The following is a 22,730-nucleotide window of genomic DNA, read 5'->3' on the forward strand; positions in this document are numbered from 1 at the left end:
TCTCGCCGGGCTATTCTACGCCTGCGGGCGCGCGTAGAGCGCCACGAGCTCCTGGAGCACGTCGACCATGCGCTCCAGCTCGCGCACCGGGACGAACTCGCGCACGCCGTGGGCGTTGTAGTAGCCGGCGGAGAGGTTGGCGCACGGGAAGCCGCGGAAGGAGAGCTGCGAGCCGTCGGTGCCGCCGCGCATGGGCACGCAGAACATCTCCTGCCCCGCCGCCGCGTACGCCGCGCGGGCGTTCTCGATGAGGTGGGCGTACTCCGGGCGGCAGATGACCTCGGCGAGGTTGCGGTACTGGTCCTTGAACTCCACGGAGATGACGTCGGCGCCCATCTGCGCGTTCACGAGCGCCGCGGCGTCGCGCATGATCTTCTCGCGGCGCTCCACCTGCGCCCAGTCGTGGTCGCGGATGATGTAGTCCGAGGAGGCCTCCTCGCAGGAGCCCTCGATGCGCTCGAGGTAGAAGAAGCCGTCGTAGCCCTCGGTGAACTCCGGGCGCTCGGCGGCGGGAAGGAGCTGGTGGAAGCGGACGAGCGCCTCGGAGGCGTTGATCATCTTGCCCTTGGCGGTGCCGGTGTGGACGGAGACGCCGTGCGCGCGGACGAAGGCCTCCACGGCGTTGAAGGTCTCGTAGCAGAACTCGCCGAAGGGGCCGCCGTCGATGGTGTAGCCGTACGCCGCGCCAAAGCGCTCGAGGTCCAGCAGAGCCGCGCCGTGGCCGATCTCCTCGTCCGGGACAAAGGCGAGCGCGAGGCGCGGGTGCGGGAGCGCCGGGTCCGCCTTCAGACGGGCGAGAAGGGCCACGCACTCGGCCACACCGGCCTTGTCGTCCCCGCCGAGCAGCGACGTGCCGTCCGTGACCACGAGCTCCTCTCCCGCCATGCGCTCGAGCTCGGGGTTCATCTGGGGGCTCAGGGTCACGGGGCGGCCGTCGCGCCCGGTGCCCAGGGCGAGCTCGCCGCCCTCGTAGCGCACGACGCGCGGGTGCACCGGGTCACCCCAGCTCTGCCAGGCGGTGTCCAGGTGGCAGCAGAGGCCGAGCGTGGGCTGGTCCTCGGCGCCGGCGCTCGCGGGCCAGTGGGCCGTCACGTAGGCGTGCTCGTCAACGGTCACGTCCTCGGCACCGAGCGCACGCAGGTCCGCGGCCACGACCTCGGCGATCTTGAACTGGGACTCGGTCGACGGCACGTGGTCGGCCGTCTGGGGGTTGGACTGCGAGGGCACCTCACAGTAGCGGATGAAGCGGTCAAGCACGTCGGACATGGGGACTCCAATCGACGATGGTCCGTTCGAACGCGATTCTCCCACAAAGGTCCCTCGCAAAGAGTGACAGGCTTCGAACGGATGAGGCCCCCGAGGGCGCCCCGTCCGTCTAAAACCTGTCACCCACTACAAACGCTCAGAACCTGACAGATGACCCTGACACCTTTGTCATGATTGCGCGCCGGAGAGGGCCGCCTCCGCCTCGGCGAGGGCGGCGGCCATGACGGGCTGGCGCTCCTCGGCGGTGAGCCCCCCGTCAAAGAGGTGGCACGCGCAGCGGTGCCCCGGCGCGACCTCGTGCATCTCGGGCGCGCGCTCGCCGCAGACCCTCATGCACTGCGGGCAGCGCGTGTGGAAGACGCAGCCCTGGGGCGGGTTGGTGGGGCTGGGGACGTCGCCCTCGAGGATCTTCTTGTCCTGGATGCGCTCGTGGCGGATGCGCGGGATGACGTCCAGCAGCGCCTTGGTGTAGGGGTGCAGCGGGTTGTCGAAGAGCTCCTCCTTGCTGGCGAGCTCCATCGTGTGGCCGAGGTACATGACCATCACGGTGTCGGAGATGTGCTTGACCACCGAGAGGTCGTGGCTGATGAAGATGTAGGAGAGGCCGAACTCCTCCTGCAGCTCCTCCAGCAGGTTGATGACCTTCGCCTGGACCGAGACGTCGAGCGCCGAGACCGGCTCGTCGCAGACCACGACCTCGGGCTTCAGCACGATCGCGCGGGCGATGCCGATGCGCTGGCGCTGGCCGCCGGAGAACTCGTGCGGGTAGCGGTACTTGTACGCGAGGTCCAGGCCCACGGCCTTCATGATCTGCTCGACGCGGGCGTCGCGCTCGGCGCGCGTCTTGTAGGTCTTGGCGATGTCAATCGGCTCGGCGATGATGTCGGCCACCGTCATGCGCGGGTTGAGCGAGGAGTACGGGTCCTGGAAGATGAGCTTCATCTTCTGGCGGGCGCGCGTGAGCTCGTCGCCCTTGAGCGAGGTGAAGTCCTCGCCGTCGAGCGTGACCGTGCCCTCGGTGGGCTCGGTCAGGCGCAGGACGCACTTGCCCGTGGTGGACTTGCCGCAGCCCGACTCGCCCACGATGGCGAAGGTCTCGCCGCGGTGCACCTCGAAGGAGACGTCCTCGAGCGCGTGCACGTAGGCGCCGGTCCTGCCGAAGACGCCCTTCTTCACGGGATAGCGCTTGGTGAGGTGCTCGACCTTGAGCACGACGTCCGTCATGTCGGCGTTTCTGCCCACGCTACTCACCCCACTTCTTGGAGTCGAACATCCAGCAGGCCACGGTGTGGTTCTCGTTGCCGTCGAGCGGCGCCACGTGCGGGCACTCGCGGCGACAGACGTCCTTGGCGTACGGGCACCTTGGGTGGAAGGGGCAGCCCGAGGGCAGCTCGTCGAGCATGGGGACGTTGCCCGGGATGGCGTAGAGCTTCTCCACCGCGTCGTCGAGCGACGGGATGGAGTTGATGAGGCCGATCGAGTACGGGTGCTTGGGGTTGGTGAAGAGCTCGGAGGCGAGCGTGTACTCCACGAGGTGCCCCGCGTACATGACGGCCACCCAGTCGGCCATCTCCGAGACGACGCCCATGTCGTGCGTGATGAGCATGACCGCGGTGCCCAGCTCCTCGCGCATGCGGTCGATGAGCTGGAGGATCTGCGCCTGGATGGTCACGTCGAGCGCCGTGGTGGGCTCGTCGCAGATGAGCAGCGCCGGCTGGCAGGCAAGGGCCATGGCGATCATCACGCGCTGGCGCATGCCGCCGGAGAGCTCGTGCGGGTAGCTCTTGAAGACCTTCTCGGGCGCGGGGATGCCCACGAGCTTGATCATCTCGAGGGCGCGCGCGTCGGCGTCCTTCTTGGGCATCTTGGGGTTGTGCACGAGGATGCCCTCGCGAATCTGGCGTCCCGCCGTCATGACGGGGTTGAGCGAGGTCATGGGCTCCTGGAAGATCATGCCGATCTTGCTGCCGCGGTAGGTGCGCATCTCGTCGCGCGTGAGCGCCGCGAGGTCCGTCCCCTCGAGCATGATCTTGCCGCCCACGATCTTGGCCGGCGGCTGGGGCAGAAGGCCCATGATGGAAAGCGCGGTCATGGACTTGCCGCAGCCCGACTCGCCCACCACGGCGAGCGTCTCGCCGCGGCGCATGACGAAGGAGAGGTTGCGGATGGCGGGCAGCGCCCCGTCCTCGGTGAACAGCGTCACCGAGAGGTCCTGGACGTCGAGAAGGACCTCGGCGCGGGCGGCCTGGTCGAGCGCCTGCTCGGTGACCTCCTCGGCGACATCGCGGAGCTCGGCGTTGACCGAGACGTTGGTCTCTGACATGGGTCCTCCCTCCTAGGAGCGCATCTTCGGGTCGAGGGCGTCGCGCAGGGCGTCGCCGAGCAGGTTGAACGCCATGACCGTGATGATGATGGCGATGCCCGGGATGACGCTGTAGTACGTGCTCGACTGGATGTAGGGCTGGGCGGCGTTGATCATCTGGCCCCAGCTCGACATCGGCGGCTGGACGCCGAGGCCGAGGAAGGAGAGCGAGGCCTCGGACATGATGGCCGAGGGGATGCCGAGCGTGGTGGTGACGATCAGCGTGGAGACGCAGTTGGGAAGCAGGTGCTTCATGATGATGCGCCAGCTCTTGCCGCCCGAGAGGATGCAGCTCTGGATGTACTCGGAGCCCTTGAGGCGCATGACGTCGCCGCGCACGAGGCGCGCCGTGGACGCCCAGCCCAGAAGGCCCAGCGCCACGTACAGGTTCACGAGGCCGGGGCCCAGCGCGTACATGACGACGATGGCGAAGAGCAGGAACGGGAAGCTCGAGAAGACCTGGATCACGAAGGAGATGACCGCGTCGACCTTGCCGCCGAAGTAGCCGGCGCACACGCCCGCGAGAAAGCCGATGACAAGGGCGATGGCCTGCGAGACCACGCCCACGGAGAGCGAGACGCGGCAGCCGTAGAGCACGCGGGAGAGGATGTCGCGGCCGTACTCGTCCGTGCCAAAGAGGTGCGCGGCCGAGGGGGCCTGGAGCATGTTGGTGAGCTCCTGGGCGTCCGGGTCATAGGGTGCGAGCACCGGCGCCAGGATCGCGATGAGGGCGAGAAGGACGACGACGCCGAGGCAGAAGACGCCGACCTTGTTCTTCTTGAAGATGTTCCAGCTCACGGCCCAGTAGCTCGAGGCGCGGCGCTTCACGGGGCCGCCGTTCTCGGGGCTGCCGGTGGGGACCTGGGCCTCGGAGGCGCGCTCGGCGACGTCCATGGCCTTCTGGACCTTGGGGCTGTTCTTGTCGCTCGTGAGGAGAGCCATTACTCAGCCGCCTCCTTCCCCAGTCGGATGCGCGGGTCGACGACGGCGTAGAGGATGTCCACGATGAGGTAGACGGCCACGCAGATGATTGCGATGTACATGACGCCGCCCTGGATGAGGGGCAGGTCGCGGGAGTTGATGGCGTCGAGCAGAAGCTTGCCCATGCCCGGCATCATGAAGATCGACTCGATGAGGATCGAGCCCGTGAGGATCTCGCCGAGCTGCGTTCCCGCGATCGTGATGATGGGGATGAGCGCGTTTCTCAGGCCGTGGGCGATGATGACCGTCCACTTGCGGACGCCCTTGGCCTCGGCGGTGCGCATGAAGTCCTGCGAGAGGACGTCGAGCATGCTCGTGCGCGTGACGCGGGCGATCGAGGCGGCGTAGCGCACGCCGAGCGCGATCACCGGCAGCACGAAGGCCTGCCAGGTCTTGATGCCCGAGAGCGGGAACCACTTGAGCGTGAGCGCGAAGACAATCTGGAAGATCACGGCCACCCAGAAGACCGGGGCGGAGATGCCCAGGATCGAGAGGGCCATGAGGGCGCGGTCGATCCACTTGCCGTGGTTGACGGCCGCGACGACGCCGATGACGAGCCCGAGCACGAGCGCGAAGACGTAGGCGAGGCCAGCGAGGCGGGCCGTGGTGAGGAAGGCCTGACCCATGAGGGTCACCACGGGCTTGCTCTGCGTGTAGGAGGTGCCGAAGTCACCCTGCAGCATGTTGGTGAGCCAGCGCGCGTACTGCACGTGGACCGGGTCGTTGAGGCCCATCTGCTCGCGGATGCGCTCGACCGTCGCGTCGTCCGCCATCTCGCCCACCATGATGCGCACCGGGTCGCCCGGCACGATGTTCAGGACGAAGAACGTGATGGCGGAGATGGCGAAGACCACGCCGATCGCCAGCAGGATCCTCTTGATGAGAAAGCTTCTCACCGCCTGCTCCTTTCTTCTCGCTCGGGCGCGCCGCCCTACCCGCCCGGGCCGCGCGCCGCGACGTGGGGCGCCCCGGCACGCGAAACCGCCGTGCCGGGGTGCCCCCTCTCAGGACTTCGACTAGGCCGAGTAGTTCGGGTCGGACGTGTCGATGTCGATGTCGAACATGTGGTAGATCAGGTTGCCGACCTTGGCGTTCTTGACGTAGGACTTGGCGACGAAGGAGTTCTTCGGCCAGTACAGCGGAATCGTGGCAAAGTCGACGCGGGTGACGAGGTTGTCGGCCTGCTTGTAGAGGTCGGCGCGGACGTCCTGGTCCTGCTCCTGGCGCGCCTCGGTGACGAGCTGGTCGAACTCGGGGCTGTTGTAGAACGAGGACTTGCCCTTGGCGTTGTCGGAGAGGAAGTACGTGTAGAGGTGGTTGTCGCCGTCGGCGTAGAGCGGGAACCAGCCCACGGCCGTAATCTGGCAGTTACCGTCGGCCCAGTCGGAGGACCAGACGCCGTTGTCCTCGATAGTGAGGTTGAGGTTGACGCCGATCTCCTTCCAGTAGCTCTGGACGACGGTCATGTACGTCTCATAGAGGTTGGCGCGGATCTTGGCCTCAAGGGTCAGGCCCTCGGCGCCGGCCTCCTTGATGAGCTCCTTGGCGCGCTCGGGGTCGTACGGGATCTCGGCGTCGGGGTCATAGCCCGGGGTCTGCGGGGCGAGCCAGCCCATGGCGGGCGTGCCGGCGCCGGCGAGGACCGTGTCCACGAGGGCCTGGCGGTCGATGGCAATAGAGAGCGCCTCGCGGACACGCGGGTCGGTGAGACCCATGTCGTCGCGCAGGTTGAGGTTCACGAAGTGCACGCCGAGCGTCTCGTAGAGCGTGATCTGGTCCTTGACGTCCGGGTCCTCCTGGTACTGCTTGAGGAGGGTGGCGTCGAGGTCGCACCAGTCGATGTCGCCGTTCTTGAAGGCGAGGAGCTTGGTGTTGTTGTCGTCGTAGTAGATGATGTGGACCTCATCGAGGGCGGGCTCGCCGCCGTGGTACTCGGCGAACTTCTCCATGACGACCTCGGTGGTGTCGTCGTTGGAGACGACCTTGTACTTGCCGGTGCCCACGCAGTCGGTGCCCCAGCCCCACTTGCGGCCCTCGGACTCAACCTTCTCGACGGCGGCCTGCGGGAAGATGTCCGCGTAGTTGATGCCGAGGTTGTTGACGAAGGAGACCATCGGGTACTCGAGGACGAAGGTGAAGTGGGTGTCGTCCTCGACGGTCAGGCCCTCGAGCTCGGTGGCCTCGCCGTTGAGCATGGCCTTGGCGCCCTTGATCATGTCATACATGTAGGTGGACTTGGCCGCCGTGGCGGGCGTGAACATGCGCTCGAAGGAGAACTTGACGTCGTTGGCCGTGAGCGTGGAGCCGTCGTGGCACGTAATGCCCTCCTTGAGGGTGCAGTGCAGGGTCACGCCGTCGTCCTCGAACGTGGGAATCTCGGTGAGCAGGCACGGGACGAGCTCGTTGTCCTCGGTCCAACGCAGCGGCGCCTCGAAGATGCAGTCGGCGATCGAGGAGGAGCCGGAGTTCGTGGAGATCTGCATGTCAAGGCCGAGCTTCGGGTTGGACTGGCCGAAGCGCAGGATCTTCTTGACGGAGCCGTCCTCGTTGGTGGCCGGGGCCGCGTCCTCCCCGCCGCATCCGGCAAGGGCAGCGGTGGCGGTGGCGGCACCCGCGAGGGCAGCGCCCTTCACGAAGCCGCGACGGGTGATCTTGTCGCTCATTGGCATTCCTCCCTTGGGTTCCTGGCGCGCCGTCCTCCGACGCGCGGCCTCTTCATTATGTGTGAGCACTGCCCTGGCAAAAGAAGCCTTAACGTACGATTTACTTTGCTAAAGTCCACTGCCGCAGCCCCGTAACCGGCTCGCAATCGAGGCCGGCTTGTTAGGGAATCGCGGCCGTTGCAGGAATTGGGGTCCCGCGGGTTAGAAACTCCCACCGGTTGCAGGCCGTCCCGGACGGGCCGTTAGCGGCTCGGAGTCGTTGCGCCGCATAAGGGGCGAGAAGAACCCGCGGGCCGCCCGCGCGGGCCGCAGGCGGCGCGATCGGGCGGCGTGGCAGGGCGCCTCCGCTCGCCCCTTCCCGCGACGACCCCGCGCCTCCAACGTTCTTCTCGCCCCTCCGCGCAACGACCCCGGATTGCTAACCGCTCCCGCCCGAATGTGCGCAACGACCCCGGATTGCTAACCACCGCAGATGGCGGCCGCGGTGCCTGGCAACAAAAAGGGGCCGCCCCGAGGGGCGGCCCAGAGGTGACGCTATGAGAGGGGAAGCGCGTTACTCGGCGTCCTCGTCCTTCTCGGCAGGCTTGTCGCTCTCGGGGAGCGGCTTAACCTCGACCTCGGTGCCGAGGGTCTCGGCCGCGGCCTTCATGGACAGGGAGATGCGACGACGGTCGAGGTCGATCTCCATGACCTTCACCTGGACGTGATCGCCCACGGTGCAGACCTGGGACGGCTGGTCCACGTGCTGCTTGGCCATCTCGGAGATGTGCACGAGGCCCTCCACGCCCTCACCGAGGTCGACGAAGGCACCAAAGGTGACGAGCTTGGTGACGGTGCCCTCGACGATGGCGTCGACGGGGTACTTCTTGACGAGGGAGCGCCAGGGGTCCTCGGTGGTCTGCTTGAGGCCGAGGGAGATGCGCTCGCGGTTGAGGTCGACGTCGAGCACCTGGACCTCGACCTCCTGGCCGACCTTGACGACCTCGGAGGGGTGGTTGACGTGGTTCCAGGAGAGCTCGGAGATGTGCACAAGGCCGTCGATGCCGCCGAGGTCGACGAAGGCGCCGAAGTCGACGATCGAGGAGACGGTGCCCTTGAGGCGCATGCCGACCTGGAGCTTGGAGAGGATCTCCTGGCGCTCGGCCTTGCGGGCCTCCTCGAGGACGACACGGCGGGAGAGGACGACGTTGTTGCGGTTGCGGTCCATCTCGATGACGCGGGCCTCGATGCGGGTGCCGAGGTAGGCGTTGAGGTCCTTGACGCGACGGAGGTCGACGAGGGAAGCGGGCAGGAAGCCGCGCAGGCCGATGTCGAGGATCAGGCCGCCCTTGACGACCTCGATGACCTCGCCCTCGACGGTCTCACCGGAGTTGAACTTCTCCTCGACGGCGTTCCAGGCGCGCTCGTACTCGGCGCGCTTCTTGGACAGGACGAGGCGGCCCTCCTTGTCCTCCTTCTGGAGAACGAGCGCCTCGATCTCGTCGCCCATGGCAACGACCTCGGCCGGGTTGATGTCCTTGCGGATGGAGAGCTCGCGGGACGGGATGACGCCCTCGGACTTGTAGCCGATGTCAAGCAGGACCTCATCGCGCTCGATCTTGACGACGGTGCCGGTGACAAGATCGCCCTCATCGAAGTCGGTCACGGTGCCGTCGATGAGGTTGTTCATCTCCTCGTCTGAGATGTCATCCAGGGAGAAGATGGACGAGTTCTGAATCTCACTCAAAGGTGGACCCCTTTCGAACAACGGGGCCCCGGTCGTCATGGTCGCTGCCTGCAGTGCCTAGAATCGTGGCGTCTACGTGGAAACTTACATGCTCTCGGGGGCCAACAGATACGGTTGTGCGGGCCCCTGTGCCCACACGTGGACTAGAGTAGCGTTATGTGAGTGTGTATTTCAAGCGGAACTCTTGGGTATCTAGTAATTTTCTTACAGGAAATCCGGGGGGACGCCGCGCGCCGCGAGGGCGACGCAACGTCTCCGGAGCGACCAGGGAGGCCACCGTGATACGAGCCGTGCTCTTCGACCTCGACGACACGCTGCTGCGCCTCAACCTCACCGCCTTCATCGCCCGCTACGTGGCCGGCGCCGCGAGCCTGCTCGGCGCGGCTGCGCGCATGAGTCCGGCCGCGCTCGGCGCCCCCTTCGTGCGGAGCCTGCTCGCCATCGACGCGCAGGACCGCGCGGACTCGCTCACCAACGAGCAGCTCTTCAACCAGACGTTCTTCTCGGCCTCCGGCATCCCACTCGACGACCCGGTGATCCACGACCTTGTGGACTGCTACGAGCGCGAGGTCGTCCCCGGCTACGCACACGGCATCGTGGCGGCGCGCCCGGTCGAGGGCGCGCGCGAGGCGATCGACGCGGTCTGGTCCCAGGGCCTCGTCTGCGCGCTCGCCACCAACCCCACGTTCTCGCTCGCCTGCGACCGCGCCCGCATGGAGTGGGCGGGCGTCCACGTGGACGACTTTGCCCTCGTCTCCACCATCTCGAACTCCACGCGCTGCAAGCCGAGCGCCCGCTACTACCAGGAGTTTGCCAACCAGCTGGGCGTGCGCCTGGAGGAGTGCCTGATGGTCGGCAACGACGCCGTGCGCGACCTGCCGCGCGCCGACTGCGGCCTGCGCACCGCCTACGTGGGGCACGCCCGGCCCAAGCGCGCCGTCTGGCGCGGCCCGATGGCCGAGCTCGCGCGCGAGCTGCCGGACCTCGTGCACCGCCTCAACGAGGCCGACGCGCGCAAGGAGCGCTGAGGCGGGGCTGCCGTGTTCTTCTCGCCGCCGCGCTTCTCTGCGTTAGGGAATGGCGGTCGTTGCGGCCCCGCCGCCGCTCCGGGTTAGTAACTGCCGGTCGTTGCAGGCGGGCCGCCCCTCTTGGTTAGAGAATCGCCGTCGTTGCGCGCCACGAGCGGTGCCACCCTCGTGAGAAATAACGTTTGACGCTAACTGATTGCCAGAATCCGGCTTCATCGCGCGGGCCCGCCCCCTCAGGCCCGCAACGACCCCCACTTTCTAACGCGCTGGCGAGAAAAACCTGCAACGGGCGCGATTCTCTATGCAGGCGCCGGGCCGCCGGGCCCCACGCGGACACCGCCAGAAACGGCGGGGTTTTGTGTAGTCGAGGCGCGCCGAGCCTCCCGATTGACGCCCCGTCGCGCAGGACGGCCGCAACTGGGCGGGCACTTTGATATAGCGAGAAGAACCTCCGCTCGCTGACCTGCCCTTTTGCTGAGGCGGCATCAAACATACCACCCACTGGCCCCCACTTCCTGGCGGGCGCATCAAACATGCCGCCCAATCGCCGGGGTTTTCGCGGGGAGCCACACGGAGGGGTCGGCCGCGGCGGGAACGACGCTGCAGAAACGCCGCCCCGCGCGGCCACGGGGGCCGGGCGGGGCGGCGACGGGAGGTTCTTCTCGCCTGCGGGCCAGAAATGGGCCGAGGGGCTACACCCAGAAGAGCATCTGGTTGTAGGTGGGCACGGGCCAGTAGTCCTCGCCGCAGACCTTCTCCATGGCGTCCACGCACTCGCGCAGGTGCTCCATCGAGGGAAGGACGGTGTCGCGGTAGGCCTCGCACTGCCCCTGCGGGTCCTCGACGCCGCGGGCGGCGGCGTTGTTGGCCTCGAGGTCGGTCGCGGCCTCGTGGATGGCGGAAATGCCGTCCGTGAGCGTGCGCACGAGCTCCTTCTCGACCGGGCTCTCGATGCCGATCTCGGCCTTGGTGGCCACGGAGGTCGCGATGTCGCCGGAGTAGTCGAAGAGCGCGGGCAGGTAGAGGTGGCGCGCCATGTAGACCATCGTGTTGGCCTCGATGTTCAGCAGCTTGGCGTACTGCTCGGCCTTGGAGACGTAGCGGGCGTGGATCTCCGCCTCGTCGAGCACGTGGTACTTGGCGTAGAACGCCACGTTCTCGGGCTTGACCATGCAGGGCAGCGCGTCGGGCGTGGTCTTGAGGTTGGGAAGGCCGCGCCGCTCGGCCTCTGCCTCCCACTCCTCGGAGTAGCCGTTGCCCTCGAAGAGCACGCGCTGGTGGTCGCGCAGGGTGTGGCGCACCCAGCGCAGGGCGAGGTTGGTGAACTCGTCGCCCGTCTTGCCCTCGAGCTTGGTGGCAAAGCGGTCGCACTGCTCGGCCACGGCAGTGTTGAGGACCAAGTTGGGGTCGGCCAGATTCTGCTGGCTGCCGCACATGCGGAACTCGAACTTGTTGCCCGTGAAGGCGAAGGGCGAGGTGCGGTTTCTGTCCGTGGTGTCGCGCAGGAGGTCGGGCAGCGCCGGCACGCCCAGGTCCATGACCTCGGCCTCGTGGACCTCGGGCTCCTCCTTGTTGATCAGGGCCTCCACGATGGCGTGGAGCTGGTCGCCGAGGAAGATGGAGATGATGGCGGGCGGCGCCTCGTTGGCGCCGAGGCGGTGGTCGTTGCCCGCGGAGGCCACCGAGGCGCGCAGCAGGTCGGCGTGCTCGTCGACGGCGGCCACGAGCGCGGCCAGGAAGACGAGGAACTGCAGGTTCTCGGAGGGCACTGCACCCGGCTCGAGCAGGTTCCTGCCGTCGGCGCAGATGGACCAGTTGTTGTGCTTGCCCGAGCCGTTCACGTACTCGAAGGGCTTCTCGTGCTCGAGGCAGGCCAGGCCGTGGCGCGTGGCCATGAGCTTGAGCTTCTCCATGGTGAGGAGGTTGTCGTCGATGGCGAGCGACCCCTGCTCGAAGATCGGCGCAAGCTCGTGCTGGGCGGGCGCGACCTCGTTGTGCTTGGTCTTGACGGGGATGCCGAGCTTCCAGAGCTCGTCGTCGACCTCCTTCATGAAGTCGTTCACCGTCGGGCGGATGGCGCCGAAGTAGTGCTCCTCGAGCTCCTGGCCCTTGACCGGCTCGCAGCCAAAGAGCGTGCGGCCGCAGTAGATGAGGTCGGGGCGCTTCTCGTAGTCCTCCTCCTTGACGAGGAAGTACTCCTGCTCGGGGCCGATGGTGGTGAAGACGCGCTTGGGCTCGCGGCCAAAGAGCGCGAGCACGCGCTTGGCCTGCGTCTCGAGGGCGACCTGCGAGCGCAGAAGCGGCGTCTTCTTGTCGAGCGCCTCGCCGGTGTAGGAGACGAAGGCCGTGGGGATGCAGAGGACCTCGTCCTTGATGAAGGCCGGGCTCGTGGGGTCCCAGGCGGTGTAGCCGCGGGCCTCGAAGGTGGCGCGCAGGCCGCCGGAGGGGAAGGAGGAGGCGTCAGGCTCGCCCTGGACGAGCTCCTTGCCCGAGAAGGACATGAGCACCGTGCCGTCGCCCTTGGGCGTGAGGAAGCTGTCGTGCTTCTCGGAGGTGATGCCCGTGAGCGGCTGGAACCAGTGCGCGAAGTGCGTGGCGCCCTTCTCGAGCGCCCACTCCTTCATCGCGTGCGCGACCTCGTTGGCGATGTCCAGATCGAGCGGCTTGCCGTCGTCGATGACCTGGCGAAGCTCCTTGTACGTCGGCTTGGGGAGACGCTCCTGCATCACGGCGTCCGTGAAGAGCAGGCTCCCGTACTCCTCTGTGACCTTGTCCTTGCCCATGTGCGCCCCTTTTCGTCGTCGGCGTTGTGGCTTACGGCGGAATACTCTAAGGGGTCATTATTTCACGACCGTTGCGCTCGCGTGAAGCTCGCGGTGACGTTTGGTTGCAGGCACGCTGCGACTTCGTGGCAAGAACGGCGCTCGCGCGTCCGCGACGGGACCCGCACGGCTTCGACCGTCACAGAAACCTCGCACCTGGTGAGTCTGACATAATATTGAGCTTTAATTACATAAAGAATAATCGAGAAAAGTGGGGTCAGGTGCGAGGTTTGCGGGGAGGGGCGGCGAGAAGAACCCGCGGGCGCGCGGCCCCGACCGTTCTTGTCGCCCTTCTCGCCTACAATCGGGAGGCAACCACAAGGAGGTACTCATGCCAGACGCCGCCCGCACCATCGCCGTCATCGACGGCAACTCCCTCATGCACCGCGCGTTCCACGCGATCCGCCAGCCGATGAGCGCGCCGGACGGGCGCGCCACCAACGCGCTCTTCGGCTTCTTCAACATGTTCATCAAGCTCGTGGACACCTTCCATCCCGACGGCGTGATCTGCGCCTTCGACAAGGGCAAGCCGCGCGTGCGCATGGAGATGCTCCCGCAGTACAAGGCGCAGCGACCGCCGATGGACCCGGCGCTGCACGAGCAGTTCCCCATGGCGAAGGAGCTCCTCGGCGCGCTCGACGTGCCGGTGGCCGAGCTCGAGGGCTGGGAGGGCGACGACATCCTGGGCACGCTCGCCCGCCGCGGCGAGGCGGCCGGCTACGACATGTACCTCTTCACCGGCGACCGCGACATGTACCAGCTCACCACCGACCACGTGAAGGTCGTCTCCACCAAGAAGGGCGTCACGGACGTGGCGATCATGGACCCCTCCACGGTGGAGGACCTCTACCACGGCATCACCCCTGAGCTCGTGCCGGACTTCTACGGCCTCAAGGGCGACTCCTCCGACAACATCCCCGGCGTGCCGGGCATCGGCCCCAAGAAGGCCGCGGCCCTCATCGTGCAGTACGGCAGCCTCGACGAGGTCATCGCGCACGCCGACGAGGTCAAGGGCAAGATGGGCGAGAACCTGCGCGCCCACGTCGAGGACGCGCTGGTGTCGCGCAAGGTGGCCACGATCCGCACGGACGCCCCCATCGAGCTCGACCTCGCGGACGCGCGCTTCCCCACCTTCGACCCCGCCGAGGTCGCGCGCGCCTTCTCCGCGCTCGGCTTCACGGGCATGACCTCGCGCCTCGTCAGGCTTGCCGGCGAGGGCGCCGTGGCCGCCGCGCGCCAGGCGCTGGGCGAGAAGGACGAGGCCGCGCCCGCCGCGCGCACGGTCGAGCTGCCCGCGCCGCTCTCCGGCGACGACGCGCTCGCGACGCTCGACGAGGCCGTGCAGGCGGGCTGGGTCGGCGTGGCGCTCGACGACGACCGCGCCGACGGGGCGCTCTTCGGCCTCGCGCACGCCCTGTGGGCCTATGACGGCGAGCGGCTGCTGCGCCTCGAGGGCGACGCCGCCGACGCCGCGCTCGCCCGGCTCCTGCGCGAGGGGCGCGTGGCCGCGGGCGACGTCAAGGCGCTCGTCCACGCGCTCTCCCCCGCCGATTCCTCCAAGCCCGAGCTCCTCTCCCCCGGCGAGGTCGACCCCGCGCGCATCTTCGACGTGGCCGTGGCGGCCTACCTGCTCGACTCCGAGCGCGGCTCCTTCGGCCCCACCGAGCTCGCCGAGGCGTATCTCGCCGAGACCCTCCCCGCCGCGAGCGAGGAGCTCCCCGAGGCCGCGCTCGACGCGGTCCGCGCGCGCCTGCTCGTTCCGGCGCTCTCCGAGCGCATGGAGCGCGACGGCGCGACCGGCCTCTTCCAGGACATGGAGATGCCGCTTCTGCCCGTGCTCGCCGAGATGGAGCGCGTGGGCCTCGGCGTGGACGTGAGCGTGCTCGCCGCGCAATCCGCCGAGCTCGGCGCGGAGATCGAGGGCATGGTCGAGCGCATCCACGCCGAGGCCGGGGAGGACTTCAACATCGACTCCCCGCAGCAGCTCTCCCACGTCCTCTTCGACGTGCTCGGGCTTCCCACCTACGGGCTCAAGCGCACCAAGCGCGGCTTCTACTCCACCAACGCCAAGGTCCTCGGCGACCTCGCCGACCACGCCATCGTGGCCGAGGTCCTGGACTACCGCGAGCGCTCCAAGATCAAGAGCACCTACCTCGACGCCCTGCCCGCGCTCGTGGCGGGCGACGGCCGCATCCACACCACGCTCAACCAGACGGTCACGGCCACCGGGCGCCTCTCGAGCTCCGACCCCAACCTGCAGAACATCCCCACGCGCTCGGAGCTGGGGCACCGCGTGCGCCAGGCGTTCACGGTGCCGGAGGGCAGCGTGTTTCTCGCCTGCGACTACTCGCAGATCGAGCTCAGGCTGCTCGCGCACCTCTCCGGGGACGAGCACCTCATCGCCGCCTTCTGCGAGGGGCGCGACTTCCACGCCGCCACGGCCGCGCGCGTCTTCGGCGTGCCGGTGGAGGAGGTCACGCCGCAGCTGCGCAGCCGCGCCAAGGCCGTGAACTTTGGCATCGTCTACGGGCAGCAGGCCTTTGGCCTCGCGAGCTCGCTCAAGATACCGCGCGCCGAGGCGCAGGAGATGATCGACCGCTACTTCGAGGCCTACCCCGGCGTGCGGGCGTTTCTGGACGAGGCGGTGCGGCGCGCCCACGAGCTCGGCTACGCCGAGACCCTCTTCGGCCGGCGCCGCCACATCAAGGAGTTCCGCCAGCGCAACCGCCAGCTCGTGGCCTTTGGCGAACGCACGGCCATGAACCACCCGATGCAGGGCACCGCGGCCGACATCATCAAGATCGCGATGGTGCGCGTGGAGCGGCGCCTCCACGAGGAGGGCCTCGCGTCCAAGCTCGTGCTGCAGATCCACGACGAGCTGGACCTCGAGGTCCCCGAGAGGGAGATCGAGGCCGCGAGCGCCCTCGTGCGCGAGACGATGGAGGGCGTGATCGAGCTCAAGGTGCCGCTCATCGCGGAGGTCTCCTATGGCGCCAACTGGGCGGAGGCCAAGTGATGGCGAGCTGGGCGGAGTTCTCGGGGAGCCTGGCGGATTCCCCCGCCTCCCCGGCCAGGATGCGCGTCGAGGCCTGGTCGGACGGCTCGTCGCGCGGCAACCCGGGGCCGGGCGGCTACGGGACGGTCCTGCGCTACACGGGCCCGGACGGGCGCACGCACGAGCGCGAGTTCTCCGCGGGCTACCGGCGCACGACCAACAACCGCATGGAGCTCATGGGGGCCATCGTCGCCCTCGAGGCGCTGCGCCGCCCGTGCGCCGTCACCATGACCACCGACTCGCAGTACGTGGTCAACGCCTTCAACAAGAACTGGATCGGCGGCTGGCTCCGGCGCGGCTGGAAGACCGCGAGCAAGCAGCCGGTGAAAAACGTCGACCTCTGGAAGCGGCTGCTCACGGCCTGCGATGCGCACGAGGTCACCTGGGTCTGGGTCAAGGGCCACGCCGGGCACCCCGAGAACGAGCGCTGCGACGAGCTGGCCACGGCCGCGGCCGACGGCGCGCAGCTCGCGGAGGACGCAGGCTTCACGGAGTAGCCGGGGCCGCGGGGAAGGCGAACGCGCTCGCGAATCGGGGCGCGTCCCGGTTCCCAGCGGCGGCGCGCTCCGGAATCGGGGTATGTCCCAGTTTCTGGGCCGGTTTTTTCTGGGGCATGAGGCGATTTGCGAGCAAATCCGCCCGCCGGGCTGGGACATGCCCCGATTCGCGAGCAGACCGTCCTTCTCGACTGGGACGTGGCCCGATTCTGGAGCGCCAGGCCGACGTCCTTCTCGCCGGGCCGTCGCGCGCCCTCCAAGTCGCGGTTGTGAGCAACACGTTTGATGCGACAGATAAAAGGTGTTGCACACAACCGCGCCGCCCCGTGCCCAAACGTGCAAAACCGCGCGGAGGTGGCGCGCCGGGGGCCGCTGCATAAAAGATGTTGCTCACAACCGCCCGGCGGAGGGCGGAAACGTCGCCCGGCGGAGCGCGCGAGACGCCCCGGTGCAAAACCGCGGCCCCACGCGCCAGAGAAAAAGTCGCCCGGACGGAAGGAGGTCCGTCCGGGCGACGCAGACGCTCGCGGCTAATACCGGCCAGATCCGCGAGTGCGCCTCGTGATGATGTCCGTAAGCGGCCGACGGGCGGGCACGAGCTTGGCGCGGCCAAGATGCTCGTTCATTGCCCGCACGACCCGGGCGCCCTCGGACAGGACAAACGGGAGCGATCTTCCTTCGGAGACGCAAAGCTCCACGCTGCGCACGAACTTTCCGTACGCGTCCACGCGCACGAGACCGATCTCCTCCCAAGGAACCTGAACGAACCCTCGCCCGTCCCGCGCGCGAAACTCAACTCCGCGCTCGCCAAGCATGAGCAGCCCCTGCTTGGGAAAGAGCGGCGAGAAGGACGAAGTGGCCCGCACGCACAGCTCTACCGACTCGTTGAGGGCTCCTGGATCTCCCTGGTCATGTCGCTCCGCCATGGTCCCTCCTAGAAGATGCCGAAGAACGCGCCGACAACGCCCACGGCAAACAGGCCGCAGATGATGACGATCGGGTTCACCTTCTTGCGGAGCAGGAAGATGCACAGGAAGGTGAGCACAAGCGGCATGAGACCCGGAAGCAGGGAGTCGCACACGCTCTGGAGCGTGGTCGTCTGCATCAGGCGCACCGGGGCATCGGGGTAGGCGGCCGCGTTGGTGATGGCAGTGTAGCCGCTCGAGAGCATGCTCTGCAGGCCGGAGAAGCCGTTCGTGAGCGCCTCGGCCGTCATCTCCGTGCCGCCGTTGATGAGGTCGAGCAGGGTGGTGATGCCGGGGAACTTCTCCGCGACGGCGCCCATGTCAGAGGTCGAGAAGACCACGTTGGCCAAGTTGATGCTCGTCCAGCGCGGGATGAGCACGCCCATGACGAACATGCCAAGGATCGAGGAGCCCGTCGTGATCTTCTGCATGATGCCGCCGGAGAGGTCGGAGACGATGTTGCGGCCCTGCTTGTAGCCAAGCTCCTGCGTGTACCAGGTGAAGGCCATGCGCACGGCGTTCCACACCACGAAGAAGGCGACGGCGCCCATGACGTTGCCCGTGAGCGCAAGGGACGCGGCAAAGGCGCCCAGAATCGGGCGCAGCGTGCCCCAGAAGACCGGATCGCCCACGCCGGCGAGCGGGCCCATCATGCCAATCTTGACGCCCTGGATCGCAGCGTCGTCAATGTCGGCACCGGCAGCGCGCTCCTCCTCCAGCGCCATGGTCACGCCGAGAATCGGTGAGGCAAGGTAGGGGTGCGTGTTGAAGAATTCGAGGTGACGCTTGAGGAAGGCCGAGCGGTCATCCTTGTTGGGATAGAGGCGGTTCACAACCGGCACCATGGCAAAGGTGAAGCCCATGGTGATGAGGCGCTCGTAGTTGTTGGATGCCTGCATGAAGGTGCTGCGAAGCCACACGGCAATGCGGTCACACTTGGTGAGGCGCAGGGCCTCGCCGCCTTTGGCGGTCTCGTTGGTAGCCATGGGTCCTCCCTTACTCGTAGTCGTTGATGATCGCGTCGAGCTCGTCGCCCGCCACGCCGGCGCTCGCCGTCTGCGCGCCCGACGAGTTGAACTCGGGCGCCAGCTGCAGATACACGAAGGCGATGCAGAGGCCGATGATGCCCATGGAGATGAGGTTCAGGGCAGAGAGCGCCGAGAGCGCAAAGCCGAGGAAGAAGAAAGGCCAGAGCTTGGGCGTGGCCATCATGTTGATGACCATCGCGTAGCCAACCGCCACGATGAAGCCGCCGGCAGTGGAGAGGCCCGTGGTCACCCATGTGGGAATCGCATCGAGTGCAGCCTGGACCATCTCGACGGGCACGGCGATGATGAACGCCGCGGGAATGACGACGCGCAGGCCCTGGAGCAGAAGCGCAGTGAGGTGAGCGACCTCCACGCCGCGGACGCTGCCCTTCTCGGCAGAGGCATCGGCAAAGTGGATGAGGCCAACGGTGATCGTGCGGACGATGATCGTGAGGCCGAGGCCCGCAACGGCGAGCGCCATGGCGGCGGAGATGCCAACGCCCATGTCGACGCCCTTCATGCAGACGAGGATGGCCGAGGCCACCGAGCAGAGCGCGGCGTCGGGCGCGACGGCAGGGCCGATGTTCATCCAGCCGAGCGCCACGAGCTGGAGCGACCCGCCGAGCATGATGCCCTCCGCCGGGTGCCCGGTGACAAGTCCGATGAGCGTGCAGGCCACGATGGGCTGGTGGAACTGGAACGAGTCGAGAATGCCCTCGAACCCGGCGAGCAGCGCCACGATAAGGACGAGGATAACTTCCATGAGACAAACCTCCCTTGGTAGGTGAAGTCGAAGGGGCTAGTCGAGAAGGCCACTCTGCTCGACAAGGGGCCAGACGGGCTCCTCGTGGTCGGCGGGCACCTTCTGCCAGCCGAGCTCGCAGCCATGGTCGTGAAGGGCCTTGAGGGCGCGGGCGTCGTCGGCGTCAATCGAGACGGTCCCATTGATGGCGACCTTCCCGGCGGAGTGCGCCATCGAGCCCACGTTGACGTGGGCTATCTTCACGCCCGCCTCAACGACGCGGAGCAGGTCCTGCGGCGTCTCGAAGAGCAAAAGGGCGCTCGTGTGCGAGAAGCGCGGGTCGCGCGTGATCTGGACGAGCTTGTCGATGGGGCAGACGTTGGCCTTGATGCCGGGAGGCGCCGCCTGGGTGATGAGGTCCTTGCGAAGCTGGTCGTGGGCAACGGCGTCGGAGACCACGATGATGCGGTCGGGGCGGATCTCCTTGGACCACGCCATGGCGACCTGGCCATGCAGCAGGCGCGAGTCGATGCGCACCCAGCTGATGTTGAGGCCGCCCTCCCCCGCCGGCGCCGGGCCGGGGGCAACGACTGGCGCCGAGGAGGTGCGGCGTGCCTTGGGCATGAGCTCCTCCGGCAGCGCGCGGACGCCGCGGCGCCCCTCGACCACGAGCTGGGCCGCGAGACCGCGGGCGCTCGAGCCCGGCTCGCGCGACGAGCATGCCTCGATGGCCATGGGCAGGTTGAGGCCCGTCACCACCGCCCAGCCCTCGTGGTCGGCGAGCAGCGCCGAGGACTGGTTGAAGGGGGTGCCGCCCCAGAGATCGACCAAGACGAGCACGTCCGCCGGATCCGAGAGACCCTGAGCCGCGGACGTAATCATCGCGCGCAGCTCATCCGGTGACATGCTTGGCTCCAGAGAGGCGCACGCGAGGTCCGCCTGGTCTCCGAGCAGCATCCTGAGGGAGTCCCTCACCCCCTCGGCGAGCCCTCCGTGGCTGGCAAGTACGATGCCTGTCATGCTCTCTCCTTCCTGTGAGCGCGAATTCCTTGCACCAGCAGCCGCCTACTTCCCCTCGGCGAGCAGCTGGAGAACGACCGGGTCGGTTACGCGTGCGCCCTTCGCCTTGAGCGCGGCGATGGCGTCTGCGAACTGCGGCAGGTACTTCTCGTGCGCGAGCAGGAGCTGGTCCAGGACCTCGATGGCCTCGGGGTTCTTTGCCACGAGCGGGTTGATCGTGAAGGCCTCGCGAGCGGTGCCGTAGTCACCCGTGAGGGCAGCGGAGATGGTGAGCTCCTCCATGGCCTTCATCTCCTGCAACCAGCCCTTCTCGGCCGTGGGCATGGGACCCCAGCAGATGGGCTCGGCGCCGCGCGCCGAGATGAGGCTCGAGACCTCCACGATCGAGGTCGGGTCGAGGTCGGTGAGGGCGCCGTTGTTCTGCGTGGAGACGACCATGTGCTCGTGCTTGTCGTTGACGATCGCGGCGATGCACTCGCAGGCGGCGTCGGAGTAGTACGCGCCGCCGCGCTCGGCGAGCTGAGCCGGCTTGTGGTCGAGCTCGGGGTTGCGGTAGAGCGCGAAGAGCTCGTCCTCGACCTCCTTGACGTGCTCGGCGCGCGTGTCGTTCTCCTTGAAGTCCTCGACGCAGTGGCCGAGCATCTCGTCCGCCATGTAGTAGTAGCGATGGTAGCCGCAGGGCATGAGGTGCATCGAGTGGAGCAGGTCGGAGGGGAACTCCGCCGCAAAGATGTTCACCGGGAACGGCCCCTCGGGGTCGTTGGCGTGCTCGATCATCTCGTCGGTGAGGTCGTTGCCCGCGTTGTCGAAGACCTTGTGCCAGTGGAAGTGGTTGAGGCCCGCGAAGCGCCAGGTGAGCTCGGAGGGGTCGCGCCCGATGAGCGCCGGCTCCTTCATCATCGAGATGACGGGGATGTTGCAGAGGCCGATGGTGCGCTTCCAGCCAAAGTGCTTGATGGCGGCCTCGGTCACCATGCCGGAGGGGTTCGTGAAGTTGATGAGCCAGGCATCCGGGCAGAGCTCGCGCATGTCGGCGATGATCTGGCCGATCACGGGAATGGTGCGGAAGGCCTTGAACATACCGCCGGCACCGTTGGTCTCCTGGCCGAGCATGCCGTGGGCGAGCGGGATGCGCTCGTCCTTGATGCGAGCGTAGAGCAGTCCCACGCGGAACTGCGTGGTCACGAAGTCCGCGCCGGGCAGCGCCTCGCGGCGGTCGAGCGTGACGTGGACCTCGACGTCGTGGCCGGCCGCCCTCCACATGCGCCGCGCCATGTCGCCGATGATGCTGACCTTCTCGCGGCCCTCCTCGATGTCCACGAGCCAGATCTCTCGGACGGGCAGCTCGTGGTAGCGCTTGATGAAGCCCTCCATGAGCTCCGGCGTGTAGCTGCTTCCGCCTCCGATCGTGACGATCTTGATGCCGTTCGCGTACTTCTCGGCGTTCATTGCCATTGCGTGCCTCCCTGCTCGCAGCCGATAAGACCGTGCTGTGGCAACTATGGGGGCAGGCACCGGAATCGTGGGCGCTCAGCCGGCAGACTGGAAGTCGTTTTCAGAAGTTGTTCTTTGCCCGGCGGCGCCTGTGATAAGTTCTGATAAGTTCTGACTTCTCTGGCGAAGGGGGCGCGATGGACATCCGACACCGAATCCAGGCGTGCGAGCGGCTCACGTCAACCGAGCAGTCCCTCGCCGGCACGATTCTGGCAAACCAGGAGCGGCTGAGCTCGCTTTCCATCGAGGACCTCGCCCGAGAGTCGCACACCTCTCCGGCGGCAGTGAGCCGGTTCTGCAAGAAGCTCGGGCTGTCCGGCTTTCGCGAGCTCAAGATCGAGGCGGCACGCTCGGCCGGCGCGATGGCGTCCGTCGAGGAGGTCAACGTCGACTACCCGTTCATGGCGGACGACTCCCCTCGCCTTGTGGCCCAGAGCTTTCGCTCGCTCTACCAGCTCATCATTGACGACGCGGTCTCCTGCCTCAGCTACTCCGAGCTCTATGCCTGCGCCCGGCTCGTCGCGCGCGCCCGCGACGTTCAGCTGCACACGCACTCGCACAACTTCTACGTTGCCGCGACGTTCCAAGAGCGCCTCCTGCGCATCGGACACTCCGCGATCCTGCCCTCGGCCGAGGAGGAGCAGCGCATCATCGCCGCCGCCTCGCGCTCGGACGCCGTGGCGATCGTCATCTCGTACTCCGGGCGAGCAACCTTCCTCTCTCGCGTGCTCCCCATTCTGCGCGAGCGCAACGTGCCAGTCATCTTCATTGGCTCGATGGAGGGGGCGCGCCTGAACCCTGGCCTTGCCCACTACCTGCTCGTCAGCGACCGGGAGGACCCGCAGGAGCGAATCTCCCAGTTCGCGTCGCACATCGCGCTGCAGTACGTGCTCGACGTGCTCTATGGCTGCGCCTTCACGCTCGACTACGATAACAACGTCGAGTTTCTCCAAAAGACGATGCGCAGTGTGGACGACCGCAGCTTCGACGAGTAGCCGCCGGCGCGCGGGCTTCTCGCCCGACGCTCTTCTCGCTGCCGCCCCTCGCTGTTAGGAATCGCCGGCCGTGGGTAGGTTTTCTC

17 protein-coding genes are annotated in these 22,730 nt (G+C 67.3%); 4 read left to right on the top strand and 13 right to left on the bottom strand.

Annotated elements, in window-relative coordinates; genetic code table 11:
- Positions 1-15: 15 nt before the first annotated feature.
- The 7 genes from pepT to rpsA all read right to left on the bottom strand — a co-directional run bounded on the left by pepT (position 16) and on the right by rpsA (position 8,998).
- Entirely contained in the window at positions 16-1,266 is a 1,251-nt protein-coding gene (gene pepT / locus H6A23_RS02815) for a peptidase T (RefSeq protein WP_204830688.1), read from the bottom strand.
- 168 nt (positions 1,267-1,434) lie between these two features.
- Positions 1,435-2,490 (bottom strand): ABC transporter ATP-binding protein, encoded by a 1,056-nt coding sequence (locus H6A23_RS02820; RefSeq protein ID WP_204830813.1) that lies wholly within the window; start codon positions 2,488-2,490, stop codon positions 1,435-1,437.
- A 19-nt stretch (positions 2,491-2,509) separates the two neighbouring features.
- Positions 2,510-3,589, bottom strand: coding sequence for an ABC transporter ATP-binding protein (locus H6A23_RS02825; RefSeq protein ID WP_204830689.1), 1,080 nt, complete (start codon positions 3,587-3,589; stop codon positions 2,510-2,512).
- Positions 3,590-3,601: 12 nt separating this feature from the next.
- Positions 3,602-4,570 (bottom strand): ABC transporter permease, encoded by a 969-nt coding sequence (locus H6A23_RS02830; protein ID WP_087320373.1) that lies wholly within the window; start codon positions 4,568-4,570, stop codon positions 3,602-3,604.
- Positions 4,570-5,505 (bottom strand): ABC transporter permease, encoded by a 936-nt coding sequence (locus tag H6A23_RS02835; RefSeq protein WP_204830690.1) that lies wholly within the window; start codon positions 5,503-5,505, stop codon positions 4,570-4,572. The genes H6A23_RS02830 and H6A23_RS02835 overlap by 1 nt, the downstream gene beginning before the upstream one ends.
- 120 nt (positions 5,506-5,625) lie before the next feature.
- Entirely contained in the window at positions 5,626-7,272 is a 1,647-nt protein-coding gene (locus H6A23_RS02840; protein WP_204830691.1) for an ABC transporter substrate-binding protein, read from the bottom strand.
- Positions 7,273-7,825: 553 nt separating this feature from the next.
- Positions 7,826-8,998: a 30S ribosomal protein S1 gene (rpsA, locus tag H6A23_RS02845; protein WP_204830692.1), complete on the bottom strand. Its 1,173-nt coding sequence runs from the start codon at positions 8,996-8,998 to the stop codon at positions 7,826-7,828.
- Positions 8,999-9,276: 278 nt separating this feature from the next.
- Between rpsA and H6A23_RS02850 the strand changes: the two genes are divergently transcribed.
- A complete protein-coding gene (locus tag H6A23_RS02850; protein ID WP_204830693.1) occupies positions 9,277-10,026 on the top strand; it encodes an HAD family hydrolase in 750 nt (249 codons plus the stop codon).
- 692 nt (positions 10,027-10,718) lie between these two features.
- Here the strand turns inward: H6A23_RS02850 and H6A23_RS02855 are convergent.
- Complete coding sequence (locus H6A23_RS02855; RefSeq protein WP_204830694.1) at positions 10,719-12,809, bottom strand: glutamine synthetase III family protein; 2,091 nt, start codon at positions 12,807-12,809, stop codon at positions 10,719-10,721.
- 370 nt (positions 12,810-13,179) lie between these two features.
- Here H6A23_RS02855 and polA point away from each other — a divergent pair, with 370 nt between their 5' ends.
- Together polA and rnhA are read left to right on the top strand one after the other, a co-directional pair.
- Positions 13,180-15,864, top strand: a complete 2,685-nt coding sequence (polA, locus tag H6A23_RS02860; protein ID WP_204830695.1) for a DNA polymerase I — start codon at positions 13,180-13,182, stop codon at positions 15,862-15,864.
- The gene (gene rnhA / locus H6A23_RS02865) at positions 15,864-16,400 is read left to right on the top strand and encodes a ribonuclease HI (protein WP_286165766.1); all 537 of its coding nucleotides are present in this window, start codon (positions 15,864-15,866) and stop codon (positions 16,398-16,400) included. The genes polA and rnhA overlap by 1 nt, the downstream gene beginning before the upstream one ends.
- Before the next feature lie 530 nt (positions 16,401-16,930).
- On the opposite strand, the gene H6A23_RS02870 is transcribed toward rnhA, so the two are convergent.
- Genes H6A23_RS02870 through H6A23_RS02890 form a run of 5 tightly spaced genes read right to left on the bottom strand, consistent with a single transcriptional unit; the run spans position 16,931 to position 21,610 of the window.
- On the bottom strand, positions 16,931-17,326 hold the full coding sequence (locus H6A23_RS02870) for a DUF956 family protein (RefSeq protein WP_204830696.1): 396 nt from the start codon (positions 17,324-17,326) through the stop codon (positions 16,931-16,933).
- 8 nt (positions 17,327-17,334) lie between these two features.
- Positions 17,335-18,351 (bottom strand): PTS system mannose/fructose/sorbose family transporter subunit IID, encoded by a 1,017-nt coding sequence (locus H6A23_RS02875; RefSeq protein WP_204830697.1) that lies wholly within the window; start codon positions 18,349-18,351, stop codon positions 17,335-17,337.
- Positions 18,352-18,361: 10 nt separating this feature from the next.
- Entirely contained in the window at positions 18,362-19,156 is a 795-nt protein-coding gene (locus H6A23_RS02880; RefSeq protein WP_204830698.1) for a PTS mannose/fructose/sorbose transporter subunit IIC, read from the bottom strand.
- Positions 19,157-19,192: 36 nt separating this feature from the next.
- Positions 19,193-20,155, bottom strand: a complete 963-nt coding sequence (locus H6A23_RS02885; protein WP_204830699.1) for a PTS sugar transporter subunit IIB — start codon at positions 20,153-20,155, stop codon at positions 19,193-19,195.
- Positions 20,156-20,200: 45 nt separating this feature from the next.
- Positions 20,201-21,610: a 6-phospho-beta-glucosidase gene (locus H6A23_RS02890; RefSeq protein ID WP_286165767.1), complete on the bottom strand. Its 1,410-nt coding sequence runs from the start codon at positions 21,608-21,610 to the stop codon at positions 20,201-20,203.
- Positions 21,611-21,786: 176 nt separating this feature from the next.
- Here H6A23_RS02890 and H6A23_RS02895 point away from each other — a divergent pair, with 176 nt between their 5' ends.
- Positions 21,787-22,644 carry a MurR/RpiR family transcriptional regulator gene (locus H6A23_RS02895; protein ID WP_204830700.1) on the top strand — a complete coding sequence of 286 codons (858 nt, stop codon included), beginning with the start codon at positions 21,787-21,789 and terminating at the stop codon, positions 22,642-22,644.
- Positions 22,645-22,730 lie beyond the last annotated feature (86 nt).

Origin of the sequence: Olsenella uli, assembly GCF_016900775.1 — a bacterium.
Classification (GTDB): Bacteria; Actinomycetota; Coriobacteriia; order Coriobacteriales; family Atopobiaceae; genus Thermophilibacter; species Thermophilibacter uli_A.